14 protein-coding genes and 2 pseudogenes are annotated in these 16,680 nt (G+C 67.6%); 9 read left to right on the forward strand and 7 right to left on the reverse strand.

The features are described 5' to 3' along the window. Positions 1 to 251 precede the first annotated feature (251 nt). Positions 252 to 1,187 carry an SDR family oxidoreductase gene (locus ACIOHC_RS37225; protein WP_351080906.1) on the forward strand — a complete coding sequence of 312 codons (936 nt, stop codon included), beginning with the start codon at positions 252 to 254 and terminating at the stop codon, positions 1,185 to 1,187. 110 nt (positions 1,188 to 1,297) lie between these two features. On the opposite strand, the gene ACIOHC_RS37230 is transcribed toward ACIOHC_RS37225, so the two are convergent. Beyond that, complete coding sequence (locus ACIOHC_RS37230; RefSeq protein WP_351080908.1) at positions 1,298 to 1,813, reverse strand: hypothetical protein; 516 nt, start codon at positions 1,811 to 1,813, stop codon at positions 1,298 to 1,300. A gap of 102 nt (positions 1,814 to 1,915) precedes the next feature. On the opposite strand from ACIOHC_RS37230, the pseudogene ACIOHC_RS37235 reads away from it, so the two are divergent. Further along, positions 1,916 to 2,383, forward strand: a pseudogene (locus ACIOHC_RS37235) (hypothetical protein); the annotation flags it as partial. A 116-nt stretch (positions 2,384 to 2,499) separates the two neighbouring features. Here ACIOHC_RS37235 and ACIOHC_RS37240 read toward each other — a convergent pair. Continuing rightward, positions 2,500 to 3,465: a LysR family transcriptional regulator gene (locus ACIOHC_RS37240; protein WP_351080910.1), complete on the reverse strand. Its 966-nt coding sequence runs from the start codon at positions 3,463 to 3,465 to the stop codon at positions 2,500 to 2,502. A 355-nt stretch (positions 3,466 to 3,820) separates the two neighbouring features. On the opposite strand from ACIOHC_RS37240, the gene dnaE reads away from it, so the two are divergent. Then, positions 3,821 to 7,417, forward strand: coding sequence for a DNA polymerase III subunit alpha (gene dnaE / locus ACIOHC_RS37245; RefSeq protein ID WP_365691036.1), 3,597 nt, complete (start codon positions 3,821 to 3,823; stop codon positions 7,415 to 7,417). A 347-nt stretch (positions 7,418 to 7,764) separates the two neighbouring features. Here dnaE and ACIOHC_RS37250 read toward each other — a convergent pair whose 3' ends face one another. Continuing rightward, the gene (locus tag ACIOHC_RS37250; RefSeq protein ID WP_351080914.1) at positions 7,765 to 8,331 is read right to left on the reverse strand and encodes a TetR family transcriptional regulator; all 567 of its coding nucleotides are present in this window, start codon (positions 8,329 to 8,331) and stop codon (positions 7,765 to 7,767) included. Between the two features lie 84 nt (positions 8,332 to 8,415). Between ACIOHC_RS37250 and ACIOHC_RS37255 the strand changes: the two genes are divergently transcribed. Further along, on the forward strand, positions 8,416 to 8,841 hold the full coding sequence (locus ACIOHC_RS37255) for a nuclear transport factor 2 family protein (protein ID WP_351080916.1): 426 nt from the start codon (positions 8,416 to 8,418) through the stop codon (positions 8,839 to 8,841). A 30-nt stretch (positions 8,842 to 8,871) separates the two neighbouring features. Here ACIOHC_RS37255 and ACIOHC_RS37260 read toward each other — a convergent pair whose 3' ends face one another. Both ACIOHC_RS37260 and ACIOHC_RS37265 read right to left on the reverse strand, forming a co-directional pair. Then, positions 8,872 to 9,042: a winged helix-turn-helix domain-containing protein gene (locus tag ACIOHC_RS37260; protein WP_401845996.1), complete on the reverse strand. Its 171-nt coding sequence runs from the start codon at positions 9,040 to 9,042 to the stop codon at positions 8,872 to 8,874. Positions 9,043 to 9,080: 38 nt separating this feature from the next. Further along, positions 9,081 to 9,377, reverse strand: coding sequence for a hypothetical protein (locus ACIOHC_RS37265; protein ID WP_365691033.1), 297 nt, complete (start codon positions 9,375 to 9,377; stop codon positions 9,081 to 9,083). Between the two features lie 91 nt (positions 9,378 to 9,468). Between ACIOHC_RS37265 and ACIOHC_RS37270 the strand changes: the two genes are divergently transcribed. The 3 genes and pseudogenes from ACIOHC_RS37270 to ACIOHC_RS37280 form a co-directional block, all read left to right on the forward strand. Next, positions 9,469 to 9,978, forward strand: a complete 510-nt coding sequence (locus ACIOHC_RS37270) for a hypothetical protein (RefSeq protein ID WP_365691032.1) — start codon at positions 9,469 to 9,471, stop codon at positions 9,976 to 9,978. Positions 9,979 to 10,072: 94 nt separating this feature from the next. After that, complete coding sequence (locus tag ACIOHC_RS37275; protein ID WP_389636402.1) at positions 10,073 to 11,362, forward strand: WD40 repeat domain-containing protein; 1,290 nt, start codon at positions 10,073 to 10,075, stop codon at positions 11,360 to 11,362. Between the two features lie 467 nt (positions 11,363 to 11,829). Next, positions 11,830 to 12,050, forward strand: a pseudogene (locus ACIOHC_RS37280) (IS5/IS1182 family transposase); the annotation flags it as partial. Here the strand turns inward: ACIOHC_RS37280 and ACIOHC_RS37285 are convergent. Together ACIOHC_RS37285 and ACIOHC_RS37290 are read right to left on the reverse strand one after the other, a co-directional pair. Beyond that, the gene (locus ACIOHC_RS37285; protein WP_401846019.1) at positions 11,997 to 12,686 is read right to left on the reverse strand and encodes an aminotransferase class III-fold pyridoxal phosphate-dependent enzyme; all 690 of its coding nucleotides are present in this window, start codon (positions 12,684 to 12,686) and stop codon (positions 11,997 to 11,999) included. The pseudogene ACIOHC_RS37280 and the gene ACIOHC_RS37285 overlap by 54 nt on opposite strands. Positions 12,687 to 13,034: 348 nt before the next feature. Further along, positions 13,035 to 14,225, reverse strand: coding sequence for a cytochrome P450 (locus ACIOHC_RS37290; RefSeq protein WP_351080922.1), 1,191 nt, complete (start codon positions 14,223 to 14,225; stop codon positions 13,035 to 13,037). Positions 14,226 to 14,428: 203 nt separating this feature from the next. Here ACIOHC_RS37290 and ACIOHC_RS37295 point away from each other — a divergent pair, with 203 nt between their 5' ends. Together ACIOHC_RS37295 and ACIOHC_RS37300 are read left to right on the forward strand one after the other, a co-directional pair. Beyond that, complete coding sequence (locus ACIOHC_RS37295; protein WP_401846000.1) at positions 14,429 to 15,655, forward strand: cytochrome P450; 1,227 nt, start codon at positions 14,429 to 14,431, stop codon at positions 15,653 to 15,655. A gap of 91 nt (positions 15,656 to 15,746) precedes the next feature. Beyond that, positions 15,747 to 16,517 (forward strand): class I SAM-dependent methyltransferase, encoded by a 771-nt coding sequence (locus tag ACIOHC_RS37300; protein ID WP_351080926.1) that lies wholly within the window; start codon positions 15,747 to 15,749, stop codon positions 16,515 to 16,517. The last annotated feature ends 163 nt before the right edge of the window (positions 16,518 to 16,680 follow it).

The following is a 16,680-nucleotide window of genomic DNA, read 5'->3' on the forward strand; positions in this document are numbered from 1 at the left end:
CCAGCCGGTCGCGGGGAGGAACCTCGCCCAGCCATGACCAGTCGGCGATCAGCACGCTGATGTCCAGTCCCATGCGGGGAGCGTACTTCCGGTTCTTCCCGGACAACGCCCGGTTCGCGGACTGCGCCCCGTGTCCGTGAGACGGGTGAAAAATACGACACAAGGTGTCGGGTTTTGGGTCGAGCATGGTGTCACCGGTCCGCTTCGATGACGGACGTGGACCAGGCCGTGCAGATGGACAAGGAAACTCAATGGGATTCATGCCCGACACATCGACACCGGACCTCCACGGAAAGGTCGCGCTGGTCGCGGGGGCCACACGGGGAGCCGGGCGCGGCATCGCCGTCCAGTTGGGCGCGGCGGGTGCGACGGTCTACGTCACCGGCCGCACGACTCGGCAACGGCGCTCGGAGTACGACCGGCCCGAGACGATCGAGGAGACTGCGGAGCTCGTCACCGCCGCGGGCGGAACCGGCATCGCGGTGCCGACCGACCACTTGGTGCCTGAGCAGGTCCGTGCGCTGGCCGAGCGGGTCGACACCGAGCAGGGGCGGCTCGACGTGCTGGTCAACGATGTCTGGGGCGGAGAGCGGCTGTTCGCGTTCGACAAGCCGGTATGGGAACACGACCTCGACGACGGACTGCGGCTGCTCCGACTCGGCGTGGAGACCCACGCGATCACCAGCCACTTCGTGCTGCCGCTGCTGGTGCGTCGACCGGGCGGGCTCGTGGTCGAGATGACCGACGGGACGTCCGCGTACAACGGAACGCACTACCGCAACTCGTACTTCTACGACCTGGTCAAGAACAGCGTGTTGCGCATGGCTTTCGTGCTGGCACACGAGCTGGAGCCGCATGGCGGGACGGCGGTCGCGCTCACCCCGGGCTGGCTGCGTTCGGAGATGATGCTCGACACGTTCGGCGTCACCGAGGACAACTGGCGCGACGCGCTGGCCACGGTGCCGCACTTCTGCATTTCGGAGAGCCCGTCGTACGTCGGACGCGCGGTCGCGGCGCTGGCCCGCGACGCCGACGTCGCGCGCTGGAACGGCCAGTCGCTGTCCAGCGGGCAACTCGCACAGGAATACGGCTTCACCGACCTCGACGGCTCACGCCCGGACTGTTGGCGTTACCTGGTCGAGGTCGACAACGCCGGCAGGCCGGCGGACGCGAACGGGTATCGGTGACGGGCACCACTCACGGCGTAGACAGCAGTAGAGGCGGCAGTGTTGGTCACGCACCTGACCGGCACAAGCACCCCACCGTCGGCGGCGGCCCGGCGACGCGTCTTGCTTGCTCAGGCCCTTCGCTTCGTCGGCCTGGCATCGACCCACTCCGGCACACGCACCGATGCCAGGAACTTCTCATTGAACGCCACTATCCAGGCCAGCGCGATCAGGCAGACGATCGGGATCAGGATCAGCAGCACGAGGAACATGAGCGGGTGTGAGCGGCTGAACGCGTCGCCGTTGATCCCGAACAGCGTCACAGGACCGGCGACGACGAGGGGCACCACCACCCAGAAGAACAGGTAGGTCCGGATCACCTCGCTCATGCGCAGCTCGGCCTCGCCCAGGAACAGATATTGCGTGGTGCTCGTCGAGGCACCGTGCCTTCCGGCGGAGCTGACCGTCTCGCCTTCCTTGATGTAGTAGCGTCCCAGCGGCCAGATCGGCAGCAGCATGGTGAACCAGTGGGTCGCGAAGCAGGCGCCCTCGGTATCCGGGCGGGTCTTGCCCAGCATCATCCGCCCGAACCCGTTGAACGTGCCCAGGCGCGGTGCCGTGCCCAGCGGCATGACCTTGTCCGACATCTGTCCCCCCATCCCGGTGACAACGTTGACCCGAGCAGCATGCCAGCAGCGTGCGACATCGTCCCGACCGGGTCGTGAACGCCCTGGCATCGAGCAGCCACCCGGATGCTGTTCCTCGATGCCCGCACACGCGCCATGGAAGCCGACCGGGAGCATTACGCCCGTACCGATGTCGCGTACCTCCGCATGCTGAGCGGCAGACGCCCCGACGACCGGGCCTTGGCCGAACTCATCGGCGAACTCACGATCCGCAGAGCCGAGTTCGTCACCATGTGGGCAAGCGGTAACGTCCGCGAATGCACCTACGGTGACCGCACCCTGCACCACCCCGAAGTCGGCACTCTGACAGTCACCCACCACGCGATGAACCAACCGGTCATGCCCGGCTACCCAATCGAGTTCCACACCGCCGAACCCGGAAGCCCGTCCTCGGACGCACTGGGACTCCTCGTCCAGCACACCGCCTCCGTAGCTGCGGCGTCGAGTGTTTCGTCCGCCATGTCGGCGGCATCGGATCGCTGTCTCGTCCGAGGGCTCTTCGAGGCGGACGCTGGATCGGAAAGCCGATGACCATCAGGCGAGGTCGGCCGACGTGTGGGTGTGCCCGCCGCTGACATCTCGGCACCACCCGACAGCGAGCGGGCTGCTGGAGCTGCTCGCTTTTGAGGGCGGGACGAACGATCACCTCAGCTGCGGCCGTCGGCTCTTCGGCGGTTCTGAGCGCGCTGAGCCCACTTCGGTGTCCAGAACCCGCTGTCGGGGCGGCTGGGGTATGCAGAGGTGAGGTGGCTACGCAGTGCAGTGAGGGCAGGGTGCGGGTTGTCACTGCGCCAGATCAGTGAGTGCGGGTAGACCGGGGTCGGGTCGTGCAGGGGGATGCGTCGCAGGTCGTGGCCGACAGGCCAGACCAGTGGGGTCTGCTCGCTGACGAAGGTCGCCAGTGTCGAGGAGTCCGCGATCGTGTCGAGGAGGGGCTCGATACCGAAATTCGGGCCGGTCGATTCGATGATGAGGCCGAACGTGGCGGCGAGTTCGTCATAGTAGGCGGCCCACTCGGTGCCAGGCATGTTGCCGGGCATCCAGATCCGGCGCCCGGCGAGCTGGGCGGGAGCGATCGCACGGGCGGCGGCGAACTCGTGTGCCGGTCCGGTGAACAGGAGCAGCGGCTCGTCGAAGACCGGAGTCGCCTCTACGTCGTCGGGGAGCTGCCGGCCCGGCCTGGTCACGGCGCGGAAGGTCGCGTCGATCGTCCCGGACCGGACGGCGGCGATGGCCGTATCGGAATCGAACAGGGTTACGACATCAAGATCGGTCTCAGGATACGCACGGTGGAAGTCGCGCAGCAGCCCCGCCACTGAGAGCCTGCGGCCGATCACGTCGACGCGCAAGGCCCGGCGCCCCGGTCGCACGGAAGCGGCTGCCCGTTCCTCGGCTTGGAGGAGAGCCCGGGCGTAAGGCAGGAACGCCTGCCCGTCGATGGTGAGCCGGGCTCCACGGGCCGTACGGCTGAACAGTCGCACACCGAGGTTCTTCTCCAGCACGGCGATGCGCTTGGAGACGGCCTGTGGGGTGATCGACAAGTTGGTGGCGGCTTCTTGGAACTGTCCCGCGTCCACGGCGGTGACGAAGGTGCGCACGGCGGTGAGGTCCACGGTCACCATCCTAGATGGACAACCAATCGTTGAGTCTGATCGGCGAAATGGTTGTTTGATTCCGGTACTCCACGCTCGCTTTGATGTCTCTGGTCAACATGTGGTTTGGCAAGCAGTGCGGCAGGGGGAGTGCTGCCCGGCAGCCGGGTGGCTGCTGGGCCTGCACTTCAGGTGTTCGGACTGATCGCGTTCACGGGCGGTGCGACCCACTGGCCGCCTCGTCGGTGAGACCGCATCGCGACGGGCCGAGCCGTCCAGCCATCTGCCGATGCCGGTGCGGTCGGCCACCGACAAGGCCACCATCGCGTCTCTGGCCGGGATGGGGCTTCCTACTCACCCCGGAGGCGACCCACACGTGCCGGATTCTTTCGTTCACCTGCACAATCACACCGAATACTCGATGCTGGACGGCGCGCAGAAACTGAAGCCGATGTTCGGCGAGGTGGCCCGTCAGGGGATGCCCGCGATCGCGATGAGCGACCACGGCAACATGTTCGGCGCATATGAGTTCGCGCAGGTGGCGAAGGGCTTCGAGGGGATCAGGCCGATCATCGGCATCGAGGCGTACGTGGCGCCTTCCTCTCGGTTCGTCCGGAAGCAGGAGTTCTGGGGGCCGGGAGGCCGTCGTGCCACGAGCGCGGACGGTGAGGGGGCGAAGGACGTTTCCGGTGGCGGCCGTTTCACTCACATGACCATGTGGGCGCGGAACGTCCAGGGCCTTCGGAATCTTTTCCGGCTCAGCACGCAGGCCAGCTACGAGGGGCAGTTCCCTGCCGGAAAGCCGCGTATGGACCGGGAGTTGATCGCCGAACGACCAAACGGCATCATCGCCACCACAGGCTGCCCGTCCGGCGAGATTCAGACCCGTCTGCGGCTGAACCAGTACGACGAGGCGGAGGCTGCTGCTGCGGCCTACCAGGAGATCTTCGGCCGCGAGAACTACTTCCTGGAGCTGATGGACCACGGCCTGGACATCGAGCGTGAGGTTCGCGAGGGCCTGCTGCGCCTGGCCAAGGAACTGAGCATCCCCCTCCTGGCCACCAATGACGCGCACTACGTCACCGAGGACCAGGCCGACGCTCACGACAGCCTGCTGTGCATCGGTGTCGGCAAGAACAAGGACGACCCGGGCCGCTTCCGCTTCAACGGTTCCGGCTACTACCTCAGGACAGCCGCTGAGATGCGCAGACTGTTTTCGGAGCTCCCGGAAGCCTGCGACAACACCCTGCTGATCGCCGAGCGCATCGAGTCCTACGACGAGGTCTTCGACCACGTCGACGAGATGCCGCAGTTCCCGGACGTGCCCGAGGGCGAGACTCAGGAGTCGTGGCTGCGCAAGGAAGTTCTCAAGGGTCTGGCCATGCGCTACGGGGCACCGGTTCCCCAACACATCCTGGATCGCTTCGAGACCGAGATGTCGGTCATCGGCCCCATGGGCTTCAGCTCCTACTTCCTCGTCGTGGCGGACATCTGCCGCCACGCCCGGGAGAACAAGATTCCGCTCGGCCCGGGACGGGGTTCGGCCACTGGCTCGGTCGTCGCCTACGCCACCCGCATCACCGAGCTGTGCCCCCTGGAACACGGCCTGCTGTTCGAACGCTTTCTGAACCCCGAGCGCATCAACCCGCCTGATGTGGATCTCGACTTCGACGACCGTCAGCGCGACCGAATGGTCCGCTACGTCACCGAGAAGTACGGCGAGGACTACACCGCCATGGTGAACACGTTCGGCAGGATCAAGGCCAAGAACGCGATCAAGGACTCCTCACGCATCCTCGGCCACCCCTACGCCCACGGCGAGCGGATCACCAAGGCGCTCCCGCCGGACCAGAACGGCAAGTCCGCCCCGCTGGCCGCCGTCTTCGACGCCTCCCACGAGCGGTACGGCGAGGCCGGCGAGGTCCGGCAGATGTATGACAACGAGCAGGATGTGAAGCGGGTCATCGACACGGCCCGCGGGGTGGAGGGCCTCACCCGCGGCACGGGCGTGCACGCCGCGGCGGTGATCCTTTCCAAAACGAAGCTCACCGACCGCATCCCGCTTCACATGCGAGCGGCGGACGGCGTGAAGATCACCGGCTTCGACTACCCGTCCTGCGAAGCCATGGGTCTGATCAAGATGGACTTCCTGGGGCTCCGGAACCTGGGAGTCATCGACCAGGCCATCGAGAACATCCGCGAGAACCGGGGCGTCGGCCTGGCCACCGTGGATCCCCTGGACGGCGACCCGTCCACCGTCGTGATCCCTCTCGACGACGCCAAGACATACCGACTGCTGGCCGAGGGCAACACGTTCGGTGTCTTCCAGCTCGACGGCGGCGGCATGCGCGTACTGCTGAAGCAGATGGAACCCACCCGGTTCGAGGACATCGCCGCGGTCAACGCCCTCTACCGGCCCGGCCCCATGGCAGCCAACGCGCACACCAACTACGCACACCGCAAGACCGGCCGCCAGGAGATCACCCCGATCCACCCCGAACTGCGCGACGCACTGGAGCCGATCCTCGGCAACACCTTCCATCTGCTCGTCTACCAAGAGCAGATCATGGCCATCGCCCGGGAACTGGCCGGGTACACCCTTGGTGGCGCCGACCTGCTGCGCCGTGCGATGGGCAAGAAGAAACCGGAGGTGCTGGCCGCGGAGTGGGACAAGTTCCACGACGGCATGCGGGGCAACGGGTACAACGAGGAAGCCATCAAGGCTCTGTGGGACGTCATGCTCCCGTTCTCCGGCTACGCATTCAACAAGTCCCACACCGCCGGCTACGGCCTCGTCTCGTACTGGACCGCCTACCTCAAAGCCAACTATCCGGCCGAGTACATGGCCGCCCTGCTCACCTCGGTCGGCGACGACAAGGACAAGGCCGCGATCTACCTCGCCGACGCCCGCAAGAACGGTGTCCGCGTCCTCCAGCCCGACGTGAACGAGTCCGTCGCCGAGTTCACCGCCGTCGGCGACGACGTACGGTTCGGGCTGCGGTCCGTACGCAACGTCGGCGACAACGTCATCGAGGCCATCGTCGATGCCCGCCGCCGGAAGGGGAAGTTCACTTCCTTCTCCGACTTCCTCGACAAGGCTGACCTGCCCGCACTGAACAAACGAGCTGTGGAGTCCCTGATCAAGGCCGGCACCTTCGACTCCCTGGAGCATTCCCGCAAGGGCCTCACCGCCATTCACGAGGGCGCTATCGACGCGATCATCCCTGTGAAGAAAGCGGCAAGCTTCGGACAGGACGATCTCTTCGCCGATCTGAGCGACGAAGAAAGCGGCGCACCGGCCTTCGGCCTCGACTTCCCCATCGACGACTCGGAGTGGCCCCGCAGGCAACTCCTGGCGACCGAACGCGAAATGCTCGGCCTCTACGTCTCAGCCCATCCGCTGGACGGCGCCGAGCACGTCCTCTCCGGCGCACGGGACTGCTCCATCGCCGAACTGCTCGCCTCCGGCCGTACCACCGGGGACGTGCAGCTCTCCGGACTGATCACCGGCATCCAGCTCAAGATGACCAAACAGGGCAACGCCTGGGCCATCGTGAACCTCGCGGACCGTGATGCCGCCATCGAGGTCCTCTTCTTCCCCGCCGCCTACCAGCTCGTGCGGCACGCACTGGCCGAGGACGACGTCATCTCCGTCAAGGGCAAGATCGAAGACCGGGACGGAGCCGTGAACATCTTCGGCAGAGAACTCGCGGTACTGGACGTATCCTCCTCCGCCGGAGGTGGGAAACCTCCCGTGCGGCTTGCCCTCCCTGCCCACCGGATCACCGAACAGACCGTCGGAGAACTCAAGCGCATCCTTGCGGACCACCCAGGCGACAGCCCAGTCCACCTCAGCGTGCGCGGCGCACGCAAGACGACTGTCTACGCCCTGCAAGCCAAGGTGGATGCCACCACCGTCGTCTCTGACGTGAAAGGCACGTTCGGAGCCGACGCGTGGGCGGGCCTGGCGTGAGGATCCCGGCCGTCATCCGGCCGGACCAGGCGGAACGGCTGGGGCGCCAGAGCCACGACGGCGGGATCGAAGTCCAGAGCAATTACCGCGTCCCGCTCCGCCCACGATTGATGGCCCGCCAAGGACCGCGAGGTCACCGCCCGATAGTCGCCGGTGAAGTTCTCCCAACACCCAGCGGGCCCCCGTGACACGAACGCGGAAGACGTCAACCCAACGAGCGACTAGCCGCTTCAGACGCTTTCGCCGTGTGAGAACGAACCTTGGCCGATTGCCGTCGAAGTCTCACCGACTCGCCCCCTCAAGACGGGATCGCATGAGCGCACCGAGCTCCGGCAGCGCCGCCGCTTTCAGCCCGGAGGTGCTGCCAGGGCCTTGAACGCCGGGCGCAGTAGGGCGGCGATGTGGTCGGCCGGGGCGCCACGAAGAGCGTCCAGGTGGAGGAACTGATGGCCGATGGTGACGCCCAGCAAGGTGGTGACGAACAGTGCGGCGCGCAGCTCGGGGTCCTCGCCTGCGGGCAGGGCAGCGCTGACTCCGTCGATCTGCCGATCGAGGGTGACGCGGACGTGATCGGCTGCTGCCGGGTCGGTGAGCATGGAGCGCATCATCGCCAGCGTGCCCTCGGGCAGGCCGCCGAGCTTGAGGCCGAGCGTGGCCAGCAGCTGATCGACGAGTGCGTCGGTGTCAGTGGTCGTCGGCAGTACGGGAAGCGCCTGCGCGGCTTGGGTGAAAAGCTCGCGCTTCGAGCCGAAGTACTGCATGACCAGAGCCGGATCGACGCTCGCCGCAGTCGCCACGGCGCGGATGGTGGTGCGATCGAATCCTTTCTCGGCGAACAGCTCCCGGGCGCTGTCGAGGATGCGCGCCTCGGTCGCTCGGCGGCGGTCGGCGCGGGACTGGCGAGGAGTGGGCACCCATTCACTCTACAGTCGTTGACCGAACTTCCAGCCGGCCCTACGGTAAGTGGGTCAACAAGTGTTGAGCGGATGGAGGCCCTCGTGTCGCATGTGGATACACCTGCTGTTCGCACCCCTCGCGAGGTGCTGAACCGCTACTACCAGGCCATGCTCGACAAGTCCCCGGACGATCTCGCCGATCTCTATGCCATGGACGCGGTGCACGAGTTCCCGTTCACCTCTCCCGGCTTCCCTCCGCGCTACGAGGGACGCGAGGCAGTGCGCGCGGGATACCGGGCGGCCTGGGGCACAAGCCCCGTCCAGGTGCAGGAGGTCAGGAAGATCGCGGCCTACGAGACCGCCGATCCGGAAGTGATCATCGCCGAGCACGTAGTGGTGGGAACGCTGCCGACCAGACGCACCGACTTCACCGTCCCCGGTCTTTTGATACTCCACGTCCGCAGCGGACTGATCACGCGGGCCCGCGACTACATGGACAGCTCGGGAGTCGCCAGCGCCAGAGGATGAAACCGGACTGGCCGGGGCGGACCAGCTAGCTCACCTGAGACCCGAGGTGAATCGGACCGGATACGTTCTCTGCCTTCGCCCTGGCCGGATGGCCGGCCAGGTCTCCTCGTGCCGGAGACGGACCGCTTCCGGATCCTGCTGGAGGGCCCGTTTGTCTGGACGTTGGAAGGTCAGGCCCCAGCGCTTGAGGTACTTGCCCACGCCGGGCTCGGTGAAGCGGACTCGGTACAGCTTGAAGATCAGATCCGGCCCAAGGTCCAGCGCTGACCCTCCCAGCCATGCGCGGCCGGACCCTTGGCGAGCTCCCGCACCAGCTGAGCAAACTGTTCGTCACTCAGCCGAGGCAGCGACGCCGGGCCACCCGAGTTCAGAGCCCGCGAGCCGCCCTCCGCCCACGTCCGGTGCCACCGCTGCGCGGACCGGAGACCGACCCGCAACTCCTTGGCGGTCACCGCGTTCGTCTCACCCCGCTCGAACAGCTCAGCAGGTGGTCGGGTCGGCCACAGTTGTGGTGGGAGAAACGGCGCTGTCCCCATGGCGCCTGGGGTACGGAGAATTACGTATTTCCCTTTCCAGCGTCTATCTGGGGCGGAGTTGGTAGAGGTGGGAGCGGATACCGTGCTGTCCATGTCTGATGATCTTCAAGATAGTGGGGCGCGCCGCGAACCGTCCGTGGGTGCGAGCAGGCGGTTGACCGATCCGGGGTGGCTGGTGAATGCCGACCCGGCCCAGGTGTGGGCAGGTTTGGACTGCGCCGCCAGCGCTGAAGAGGTGCTGGTGGCGGCGGTGTACCGGGCGTCGATGCGCCTGCACAAGTACGCGGCTCCTGGGGTGCGACGTCAGTTGCTGGCGCTGGACGCCGCCCGGTATGGGGCACCGGAGTTGGCGGCGGAACTCGCTGCGGCCGAGGCGGGCGACGAGCCCGACGCCGAGTGGCGTGTGGAGTGGGCCAGCGGTTCCCTCCTTGGCTCTGCGCACACGAATGCCAGTACGCTCAGTGCCGACAAGCGGGCGACGTGGGCAACCAGTTCGCTCTTCCGCCCCGAGGACATTTCCGTTCTGGGCGGCTACTACCCCGACGAAGTGGCGGTGGTGGCGACAGCCACAGTGGGCGGCCGCACCCTTGCGAACCTCTGACCGGTCACACCGGCGGGGTGTTGGCGGTGGCGACGGCGAAGGTGGACGGCCGCCCGGTCGCCGTCACCGGCGGCCACGACGGGAAGGTGCGGATGTGGACCTGACCACCGGCCGGCCCGTCGGTGAACCTCTGACCGGTCACACCAGCCAGGTACGGGGGGCAGTGACGGCGATGGTCGATGACCGCACCGTCGCTGTCACCGGGAGCTGGGACCGCACGGTGCGGGTCTGGGACCTGGCCACGGGCCGGCAGCTCGGCGTCCCCCCGGCTCGCTACGACGAGAAGCTGGGGATGGTGGTGGATGGCCGCCCGGAGGCACTGGGGGCAAAGGTGGTGGACGGGCGCCCCGTCACCTTTGATGGCAGTGGCGGAGAGGCGCTTGCCGACGAGCGTGTCGGCAAGCCTGTCGCGGGCCACGCCGAGCCGGTGCGGGCGATAGCAACGGCAGTGCTGGACGGACGCCTCATGGCAGTCATCAGTGACGGGCCCGAGTCTGTCGGTGAAAACGTGCGGGCGTGGGACCTCACTACTGGCCAGCAGCTCTGGGGGCCCGTGACCGATCGCCGAGGGGCGCCAGTGGCGACTGCAGCGCTGGACGGTCGTCCCGTCGCCGTGATGCTCGGCGGTTCGGACGGAGTGGTCAGGGTGCGAGACCTGGCCACTGGTGAACAGCTCCGTGAATTCCCGACCAACGGAAGAGGCGGGCAGGCGTTGGGAACGGCGGTGCTGGACGGTCGTCCCGTCGTTGTCACCGGCTGGCCCGAGGTGTGGGACCTGGCCAGCGGCGAGCAGATCCACGAGCTCAAAGGCCCCGGCGACATGGTGCTTTCGCTGGCGGTGGAGGCCCTCGACGACGGACACCTGGGAGCCGCAACAGAGGCGATTGACGGCGGTGAAGCGGTTGCAGAAGCCAAGGAACGCACGGTGGTGGTAGCAGGCGTCTCCGGAGACGCCTGCGGCTCGGTGTGGGCGTGGGACCTGGCTACCGGCGAACAGGTGGGTGAGCCGTTCGAGGAAGCACCCGGGTGGCCTGAGGGGGTGAGCACTGTCGCCGTCGTGGTGGTGGATGGTCACGCGGCGGCGGCCTACGGGGGCGCGTTGGAGGGAATGTGCAGCCTGACCACGGGCGAGGAACTGGACGAAGAGGACTACTTCGGCCGCGGGGAGGCCATCAAGGCTCTCACGACAGCCGTCATCGGTAGCCGCTCCGTGCTGATCTCCGGCAGCAAGAACGGGACGGTGCGCATGTGGGACGTGGCCAAGCGTGAGCAGATCGGGCCACCTCTGGCCTTCCCCATGCCCGCAGGCGCAGTGGAAGTGGCGCCGGATGGCCGCCTGGTGGTGGGCTTCGGCCCCGAAATCGCCGTACTCGCCCGGCACTGAGCTTGACTCTGCTGCGGATCTTGGCATTTCCCGGCGCGGCTGGCCTCGCAGCCAAATGAGACCGCCGCGCCAGGCAGTGCTCATGTGCAGCAGCTTGTGACGGCGGCCCGAGCCGTCCGGGATCGGCCAGACGCCGCCCTCGCGGGCGATCACGACGAAGCTGATGCCTATGAGAAGGCGGCGTACGGGCCGTGCGCCAGGCAGCGACAGGCCCGGCCCCAAGACCAGTCGGCGCGTCCAGGTGCGGGCGTCGATCGGCCGGTGCTCCTGGCTAGGACCGGCGGCCCGGCAGCAGGGTTGTTCGTTGGGGCGGGCATGCGGCGATCTCCTCGCGAACTCCCCGCGTGGCCACCGCCGTTCGTACCGGCCCGTGGTCGCGAGCCTCGCGCACGCGCATGGCCGAAACCATGATGCCGGCGGCGTGGTAGGCCGGGGGAAGGGACAGCACTGAGCGCATAGCGGCGCCGCTCGCGGACACGACCTGTTCGGCGACCACCATCGCGACGAGTGGATCCGGTTCGGCGTCTTCGTCCAGCTCAAGCAGATCGCGCTTCAGTCCTACGACCGGATCGTCGGGCTCGTCCTCGACGGCTCTATCACCAAGGCACCCGGCGGTGGAGAGGTGGCCGGGCGCTCACCGGTTGACCGAGGTAAGCAGGGTCTGAAGCGCTCGGGCATGACCGAGTCGCGGGCGTTGATACGGCAGGAGATGCCGCGTTCGCTCGTACTCTCCACGAACTCGTCGCTCAGACACCGCGTCTTGGTCTCCGGATCCTCGTACAGGTGGTGGATCGCGCGTAGATGGGTGAGCACCGTGGTGCCCGCCCGGCAGGTCAGCGAGTTGCCGCTGAGTGTGCCGCCGGCGAAGGCCTTCTGCTCGTAGTCGAGGAAGGGTCCTCGGAACTGCGGCACTTCTCGACCAGTTCGGCACGTCCCACCACCGCACCGCACCGCAGGGCAGACCACCACCGATGATCTTGCCCAGGCAGGTGAGGTCCGGCTCGATCCCGGCCATGGTCTGGGCCCCGCCGTACGCCACCCGGAAACCCGTGACGACCTCGTCGAAGACCAGCGAACTCTCGGTGCACACCTTCCGCGGGACGGACAGGAACTCCACGTCGAAGGTGGTCGTCGAGGGCGGCATCGGCTCCAAGATGACGCATGCGAGGTCGTCGGCGTGCTCACGCAGCCGTTCGAGGCCGCCGAGGTCGCCGTACTGAAGCACCACCGTGTTCTCTACGACATCCGTGTTCGAGTCGAGCATGCCCGCTGTCGGCTCGGGTGCGTGCTTGTGACCGGTGAAGCGGAACCACGAACTGACCATTCCCTGGTCCGAGAACCCGTGGTAATGGCCCTCGAACTTGGCCACGACCTTGCGCTTGCGGTATGCGGCAAGTCGTCACGCGAAGCCGCACCGTATCGCAAGATCGCCGGTCAAGGACACTGAGCTTGGGAGGCTGTGATCATTTGCGGCTGCTCCGGGTACGCAGGGCCGGTGAGCGGCCTTCACACACCGGGCAGACCATCGGGACGTCGAGGACCGCCTGCCCCAGCATGCGGCTTGCCCGGCCGCAGGCACGGGTGGGTGAAGGTCACGGCCCCGCTGCTGAGCGCGGTGCCCGCCGTGCGGGCGGGCCCCGCGCTCTCTCAGGTTCAGTGCCAGTACTTCATGTCAGTTCCTCCTTCCCGGCTGTCGTGGGCGCAGAGTGACCTCGAAGCGGTCGAGACCGCGAAGGGTCAGATTGCGCCGGTACTCTGGTTCCGCGACCGCCCGTGCGTCGGGATACGCCCTGGCCAGGGTCCCGAGGAGCGATCCGGTCAGCCGGATCGCCATGGACGCGCCCAGACAGGCGTGGGCACCGCGCCCGAACCCCAGGTGCGGGTTCGGGGCACGGTCCAGTCGCAGCTCGGTGGGGTGGGGGAAGCGCAGCGGGTCGTGGTTGGCCGCGCCGAGCAGCAGCGTGACCGGGTCACCGGCCCGCATGGCGACGCCCGCCAGCTCGGTCTCCGTAACGCAGACACGGGCGTCCGCCTGTACGGGCGCGTCGTACCGGATCAGCTCGTCGACGGCGGTGGCCGGGGGCGCCGCGCGGAAGGCGGCCAGGGCCCCGGGGGAGGTCAGCAGAGCCGAGACGGCGTTGCCGAGCAGCCGGGAAGCGGATTCGTAGCCCGCGTGGAGAACAGCGCGCAAGCTGTTGCGCAGGACTGTCCGGTCCACGCCGGCGGCATCCGAGTTCCGGGCCACGTAGGCGATGAGCCCCTCCTCGGGCGGATCGGCGAGCCAGCCGCCAGCGTACTCGGCGAGTTCGGCCCGCGCGGCGACCGCCGGCTCGTGCTTCTCCGGCCACAGCCCGGCGTCCATCCCGTCGACGACGGTGCGGGACATGGGCGCGAACCATGCCTGGTCGGGGGCCGGTACGCCAAGGAAGGCGGTGATGAACCGAAGCGCCAGCGGTTCGGCCAGCTCCCCGACGAAGTCGAAGGACGGTCGCCCGGCGAGCTCGGCAAGCAAACCTTGGACCTGTCCCTCCATCCAGTCGTGCAGCGCCTGCCGGTCCTGGGCCCGGAAGCCGTCGAGCAGCAGATGGCGAATCGCGGTGTGCTCGGGCGGGTCGAGCGTCTGGACGCTCAGCAACGGGGATGGAATGTCCTCGCCCGTACGACGCCAGTCGGAGGCGAATCGTGCGCTGTCGGTGAGTACGGCAAGGCAATCGGCGTGCCGGGTCAAGACCCAGGAGCCAAGCAGTTCATGCCAGAAAACGGGAGTGTTGGTACGCAACTCTGCATAAGCGGGGTACGGATTCCGCAAGACCGACGGACGGGCCAGATCCAGGATCGGATCGATGGCGGCCGCTTGATCCACGACAACGTCTCCCCCCGTGCAGAAGGCCTGGTTGAGGCCGTAAATGCTTCCGGCAGAGCAGCGCGAGGCGACAAAATCACCGGTGGGTGACACGCCTTCACTGGTACATCTTCGAACTGATCAACGGCGACGCTACCACGCCACTTCGCTGAGTGGTATGACTGCCTGGCTCAGAACTTTCATATGACTTCGGGGAGTTGCGGATGTCCGAGCAGGGCCAGACGATCGTCCACGATGTGCCGGTGAACGTCGCCCAACAGCCCGATCCCTACCCGCTCTTCGAGCGAATCCGGGAACATGGCGTGGTTCAGCGGGTACGGCTGAATCCCACTCTTGAAGTGTGGATGATCACCGGGTACGACGAGGCGGTGTCGGCGCTCACCGACCCGAGGCTCAGCAACAGCCCGGTCGAGGTCAACGGCCTCGCCGAGGAGATGGCCCACCAGGAGCGCACCAACGTACTGATGGCCAGCATGCTGGTGGCCGACGGCGACGACCACACCCGCTTGCGCAACCTCGTGTCCAAGGCCTTCACCGCGCGCCGCGTGGACGAACTGACGCCGCGCATCCAGGCACACACCGACGCCTTCCTCGACGCTTTCGCTCGGCGGGGATCCGCCGATCTGGTCTCCGAGTTCGCCCTGCCGCTGCCCATGGCCGTACTCAGCGAACTCATCGGCATTCCGGCCGAGGGGCAACCGGATTTCGCCGAACTCGCGGTCGGGCTGATTATGCCGCCGAACACCGCGGAGCGGCTCGCCAAGGGCGCCCGCGCCCGTGCCGAACTCGTCGAATTCTTCACACCGTTGATCGCCAAGCGCAAGGTGGAACCGCGCCACGACCTGCTCAGCGCGCTGTGCGCGGCCCAGGCCGAGGAACGGATCAGCGACCGCGAACTGCTTTCCCTGGCCATCCTGCTCACCCTCGCCGGGCACGAGACGACCGCCAGCCTGATCGCGAACGGCGTCCACGCCCTGCTGCGCAACCCCGACCAGTGCGCCGCCCTTCGGGACGACCCCGCACTGCTCCCCGGCGCGATCGAGGAATTGATGCGCTACGAGGGTCCGGTCAGCCGCGGCGTCGCCCGCTTCACCGTCGAGGACTTCGAGATCGCCGACGTCACCATCCCGGCGGGCGAAATGATCATCGTCGGACTCGCCGCGGCCAACCGTGACCCGGCCCGTTACGACCGGCCCGACATCCTCGACGTCGCCCGACGGGAAGTCCCCCAACAGCTCGCCTTCGGCCACGGTGCGCACTTCTGCCTGGGCGCCCCACTGGCCCGGGCCGAGGCCAGGATCGCCATCGGCTCCCTGCTGCGCCGCTTCCCCGACCTGGCGCTGGCAGCTCCGGACGAATCCCTGGCCCGCCGCGAGGGCATTCTGCGTGGGATGGCCACGCTGCCAGTGACGTTCACGCCGCAGAAGTAGGCGCTCACGGGTCCGCGCCGACCCGCTGAACCCTCCCGGCTGGGGTTCGTCGTGTGCAGCCGGAAACGGACGTACCGGAGAGGAAGTCGCCATGGCACCGGCCTCCAGCACAGCCGAGTTCGACGAGATAGCCCCCACATACGACCAGTCGCGCGGCGGAACCGCCCGCGCCGCCGGTTTCGCCGACCAGATGGCACCGCTTCTGGACCCGGCGCACTTGGTCCTCGACATCGGCGTCGGCACCGGCATTGTGGCCGCCGAGTTGACGGCCCGGGGTCATACGGTGTGCGGCGTCGACCTCTCTCCGGGCATGCTCGCCCTGGCCAGGGCCCGGATGGGGCGGCGCGTGGCCGTGGGCGACGCCTGTCGGCTGCCCGTGCGCACGGCGTCGGTGACGCAGGCGGTGTCCACGTGGCTGCTGCACACCGGCCCCGACCGCGGGGCCGTCTTTGGCGAGGTCGCCAGGGTGCTCCGTCCTGGCGGTCGGTATCTGGTGATCCCGGCCCGGGGCATGCGCCCCACGGACGACATCGGCCGCATCGTGAACGAGTTGGAGGATCGCCTGGATCCCGCGGGGACCCGGCAGGACGGCCCGGAGGCGCTCGCCCCGATTGCGGCGGCGCAGGGCTTGGTCTACGAGGGCCCGGCCGGCGAGCGGCCCGCGACGTTCACCGTTTCGCCGCAGGACATGGGGCGATCGCTGTCCGGCGGGCTGTTCACCGGCGCCTGGTCGCTCGGCGAGGACGACCTGCCTATCGTGGACCAGGCCCGCGAGCGACTGCTGGCCCTGCCCGACCCCACCGTGCCCCGGGTGCGGACGATGACCGACTTCGTCATGGTCTTCACCCGGACCGACGCCTGAGCACGGCGGCCGGGATCTCGCGAGGGCCACCATGAGGTGGCCCTCGGGAGGGGGCTCTCTCGCCATCGGCTGGCGCCTGCCTGTGTCGGCCAAACGCAACAACAAGCTTCCACGGATCCACATCGATGATGCGGCAGCAGCAACGGTCGCCGCGCTGGAGCGT

The sequence above is a fragment of the Streptomyces sp. NPDC088252 genome, assembly GCF_044740965.1.
Classification (GTDB): domain Bacteria; phylum Actinomycetota; class Actinomycetes; order Streptomycetales; family Streptomycetaceae; genus Streptomyces.

Excerpts from the sequence above, each read along its gene's own strand:
- ACIOHC_RS37300 (WP_351080926.1), top strand. The coding sequence starts at position 15,747 with ATGGCACCGGCCTCCAGCACAGCCGAGTTCGACGAGATAGCCCCCACA.
- ACIOHC_RS37225 (WP_351080906.1), top strand. The coding sequence starts at position 252 with ATGGGATTCATGCCCGACACATCGACACCGGACCTCCACGGAAAGGTC.
- ACIOHC_RS37270 (WP_365691032.1), top strand. The coding sequence starts at position 9,469 with ATGTCTGATGATCTTCAAGATAGTGGGGCGCGCCGCGAACCGTCCGTG.
- ACIOHC_RS37230 (WP_351080908.1), bottom strand. The coding sequence starts at position 1,813 with ATGTCGGACAAGGTCATGCCGCTGGGCACGGCACCGCGCCTGGGCACG.
- ACIOHC_RS37295 (WP_401846000.1), top strand. The coding sequence starts at position 14,429 with ATGTCCGAGCAGGGCCAGACGATCGTCCACGATGTGCCGGTGAACGTC.
- ACIOHC_RS37285 (WP_401846019.1), bottom strand. The coding sequence starts at position 12,686 with ATGGTCAGTTCGTGGTTCCGCTTCACCGGTCACAAGCACGCACCCGAG.
- ACIOHC_RS37265 (WP_365691033.1), bottom strand. The coding sequence starts at position 9,377 with ATGGGGACAGCGCCGTTTCTCCCACCACAACTGTGGCCGACCCGACCA.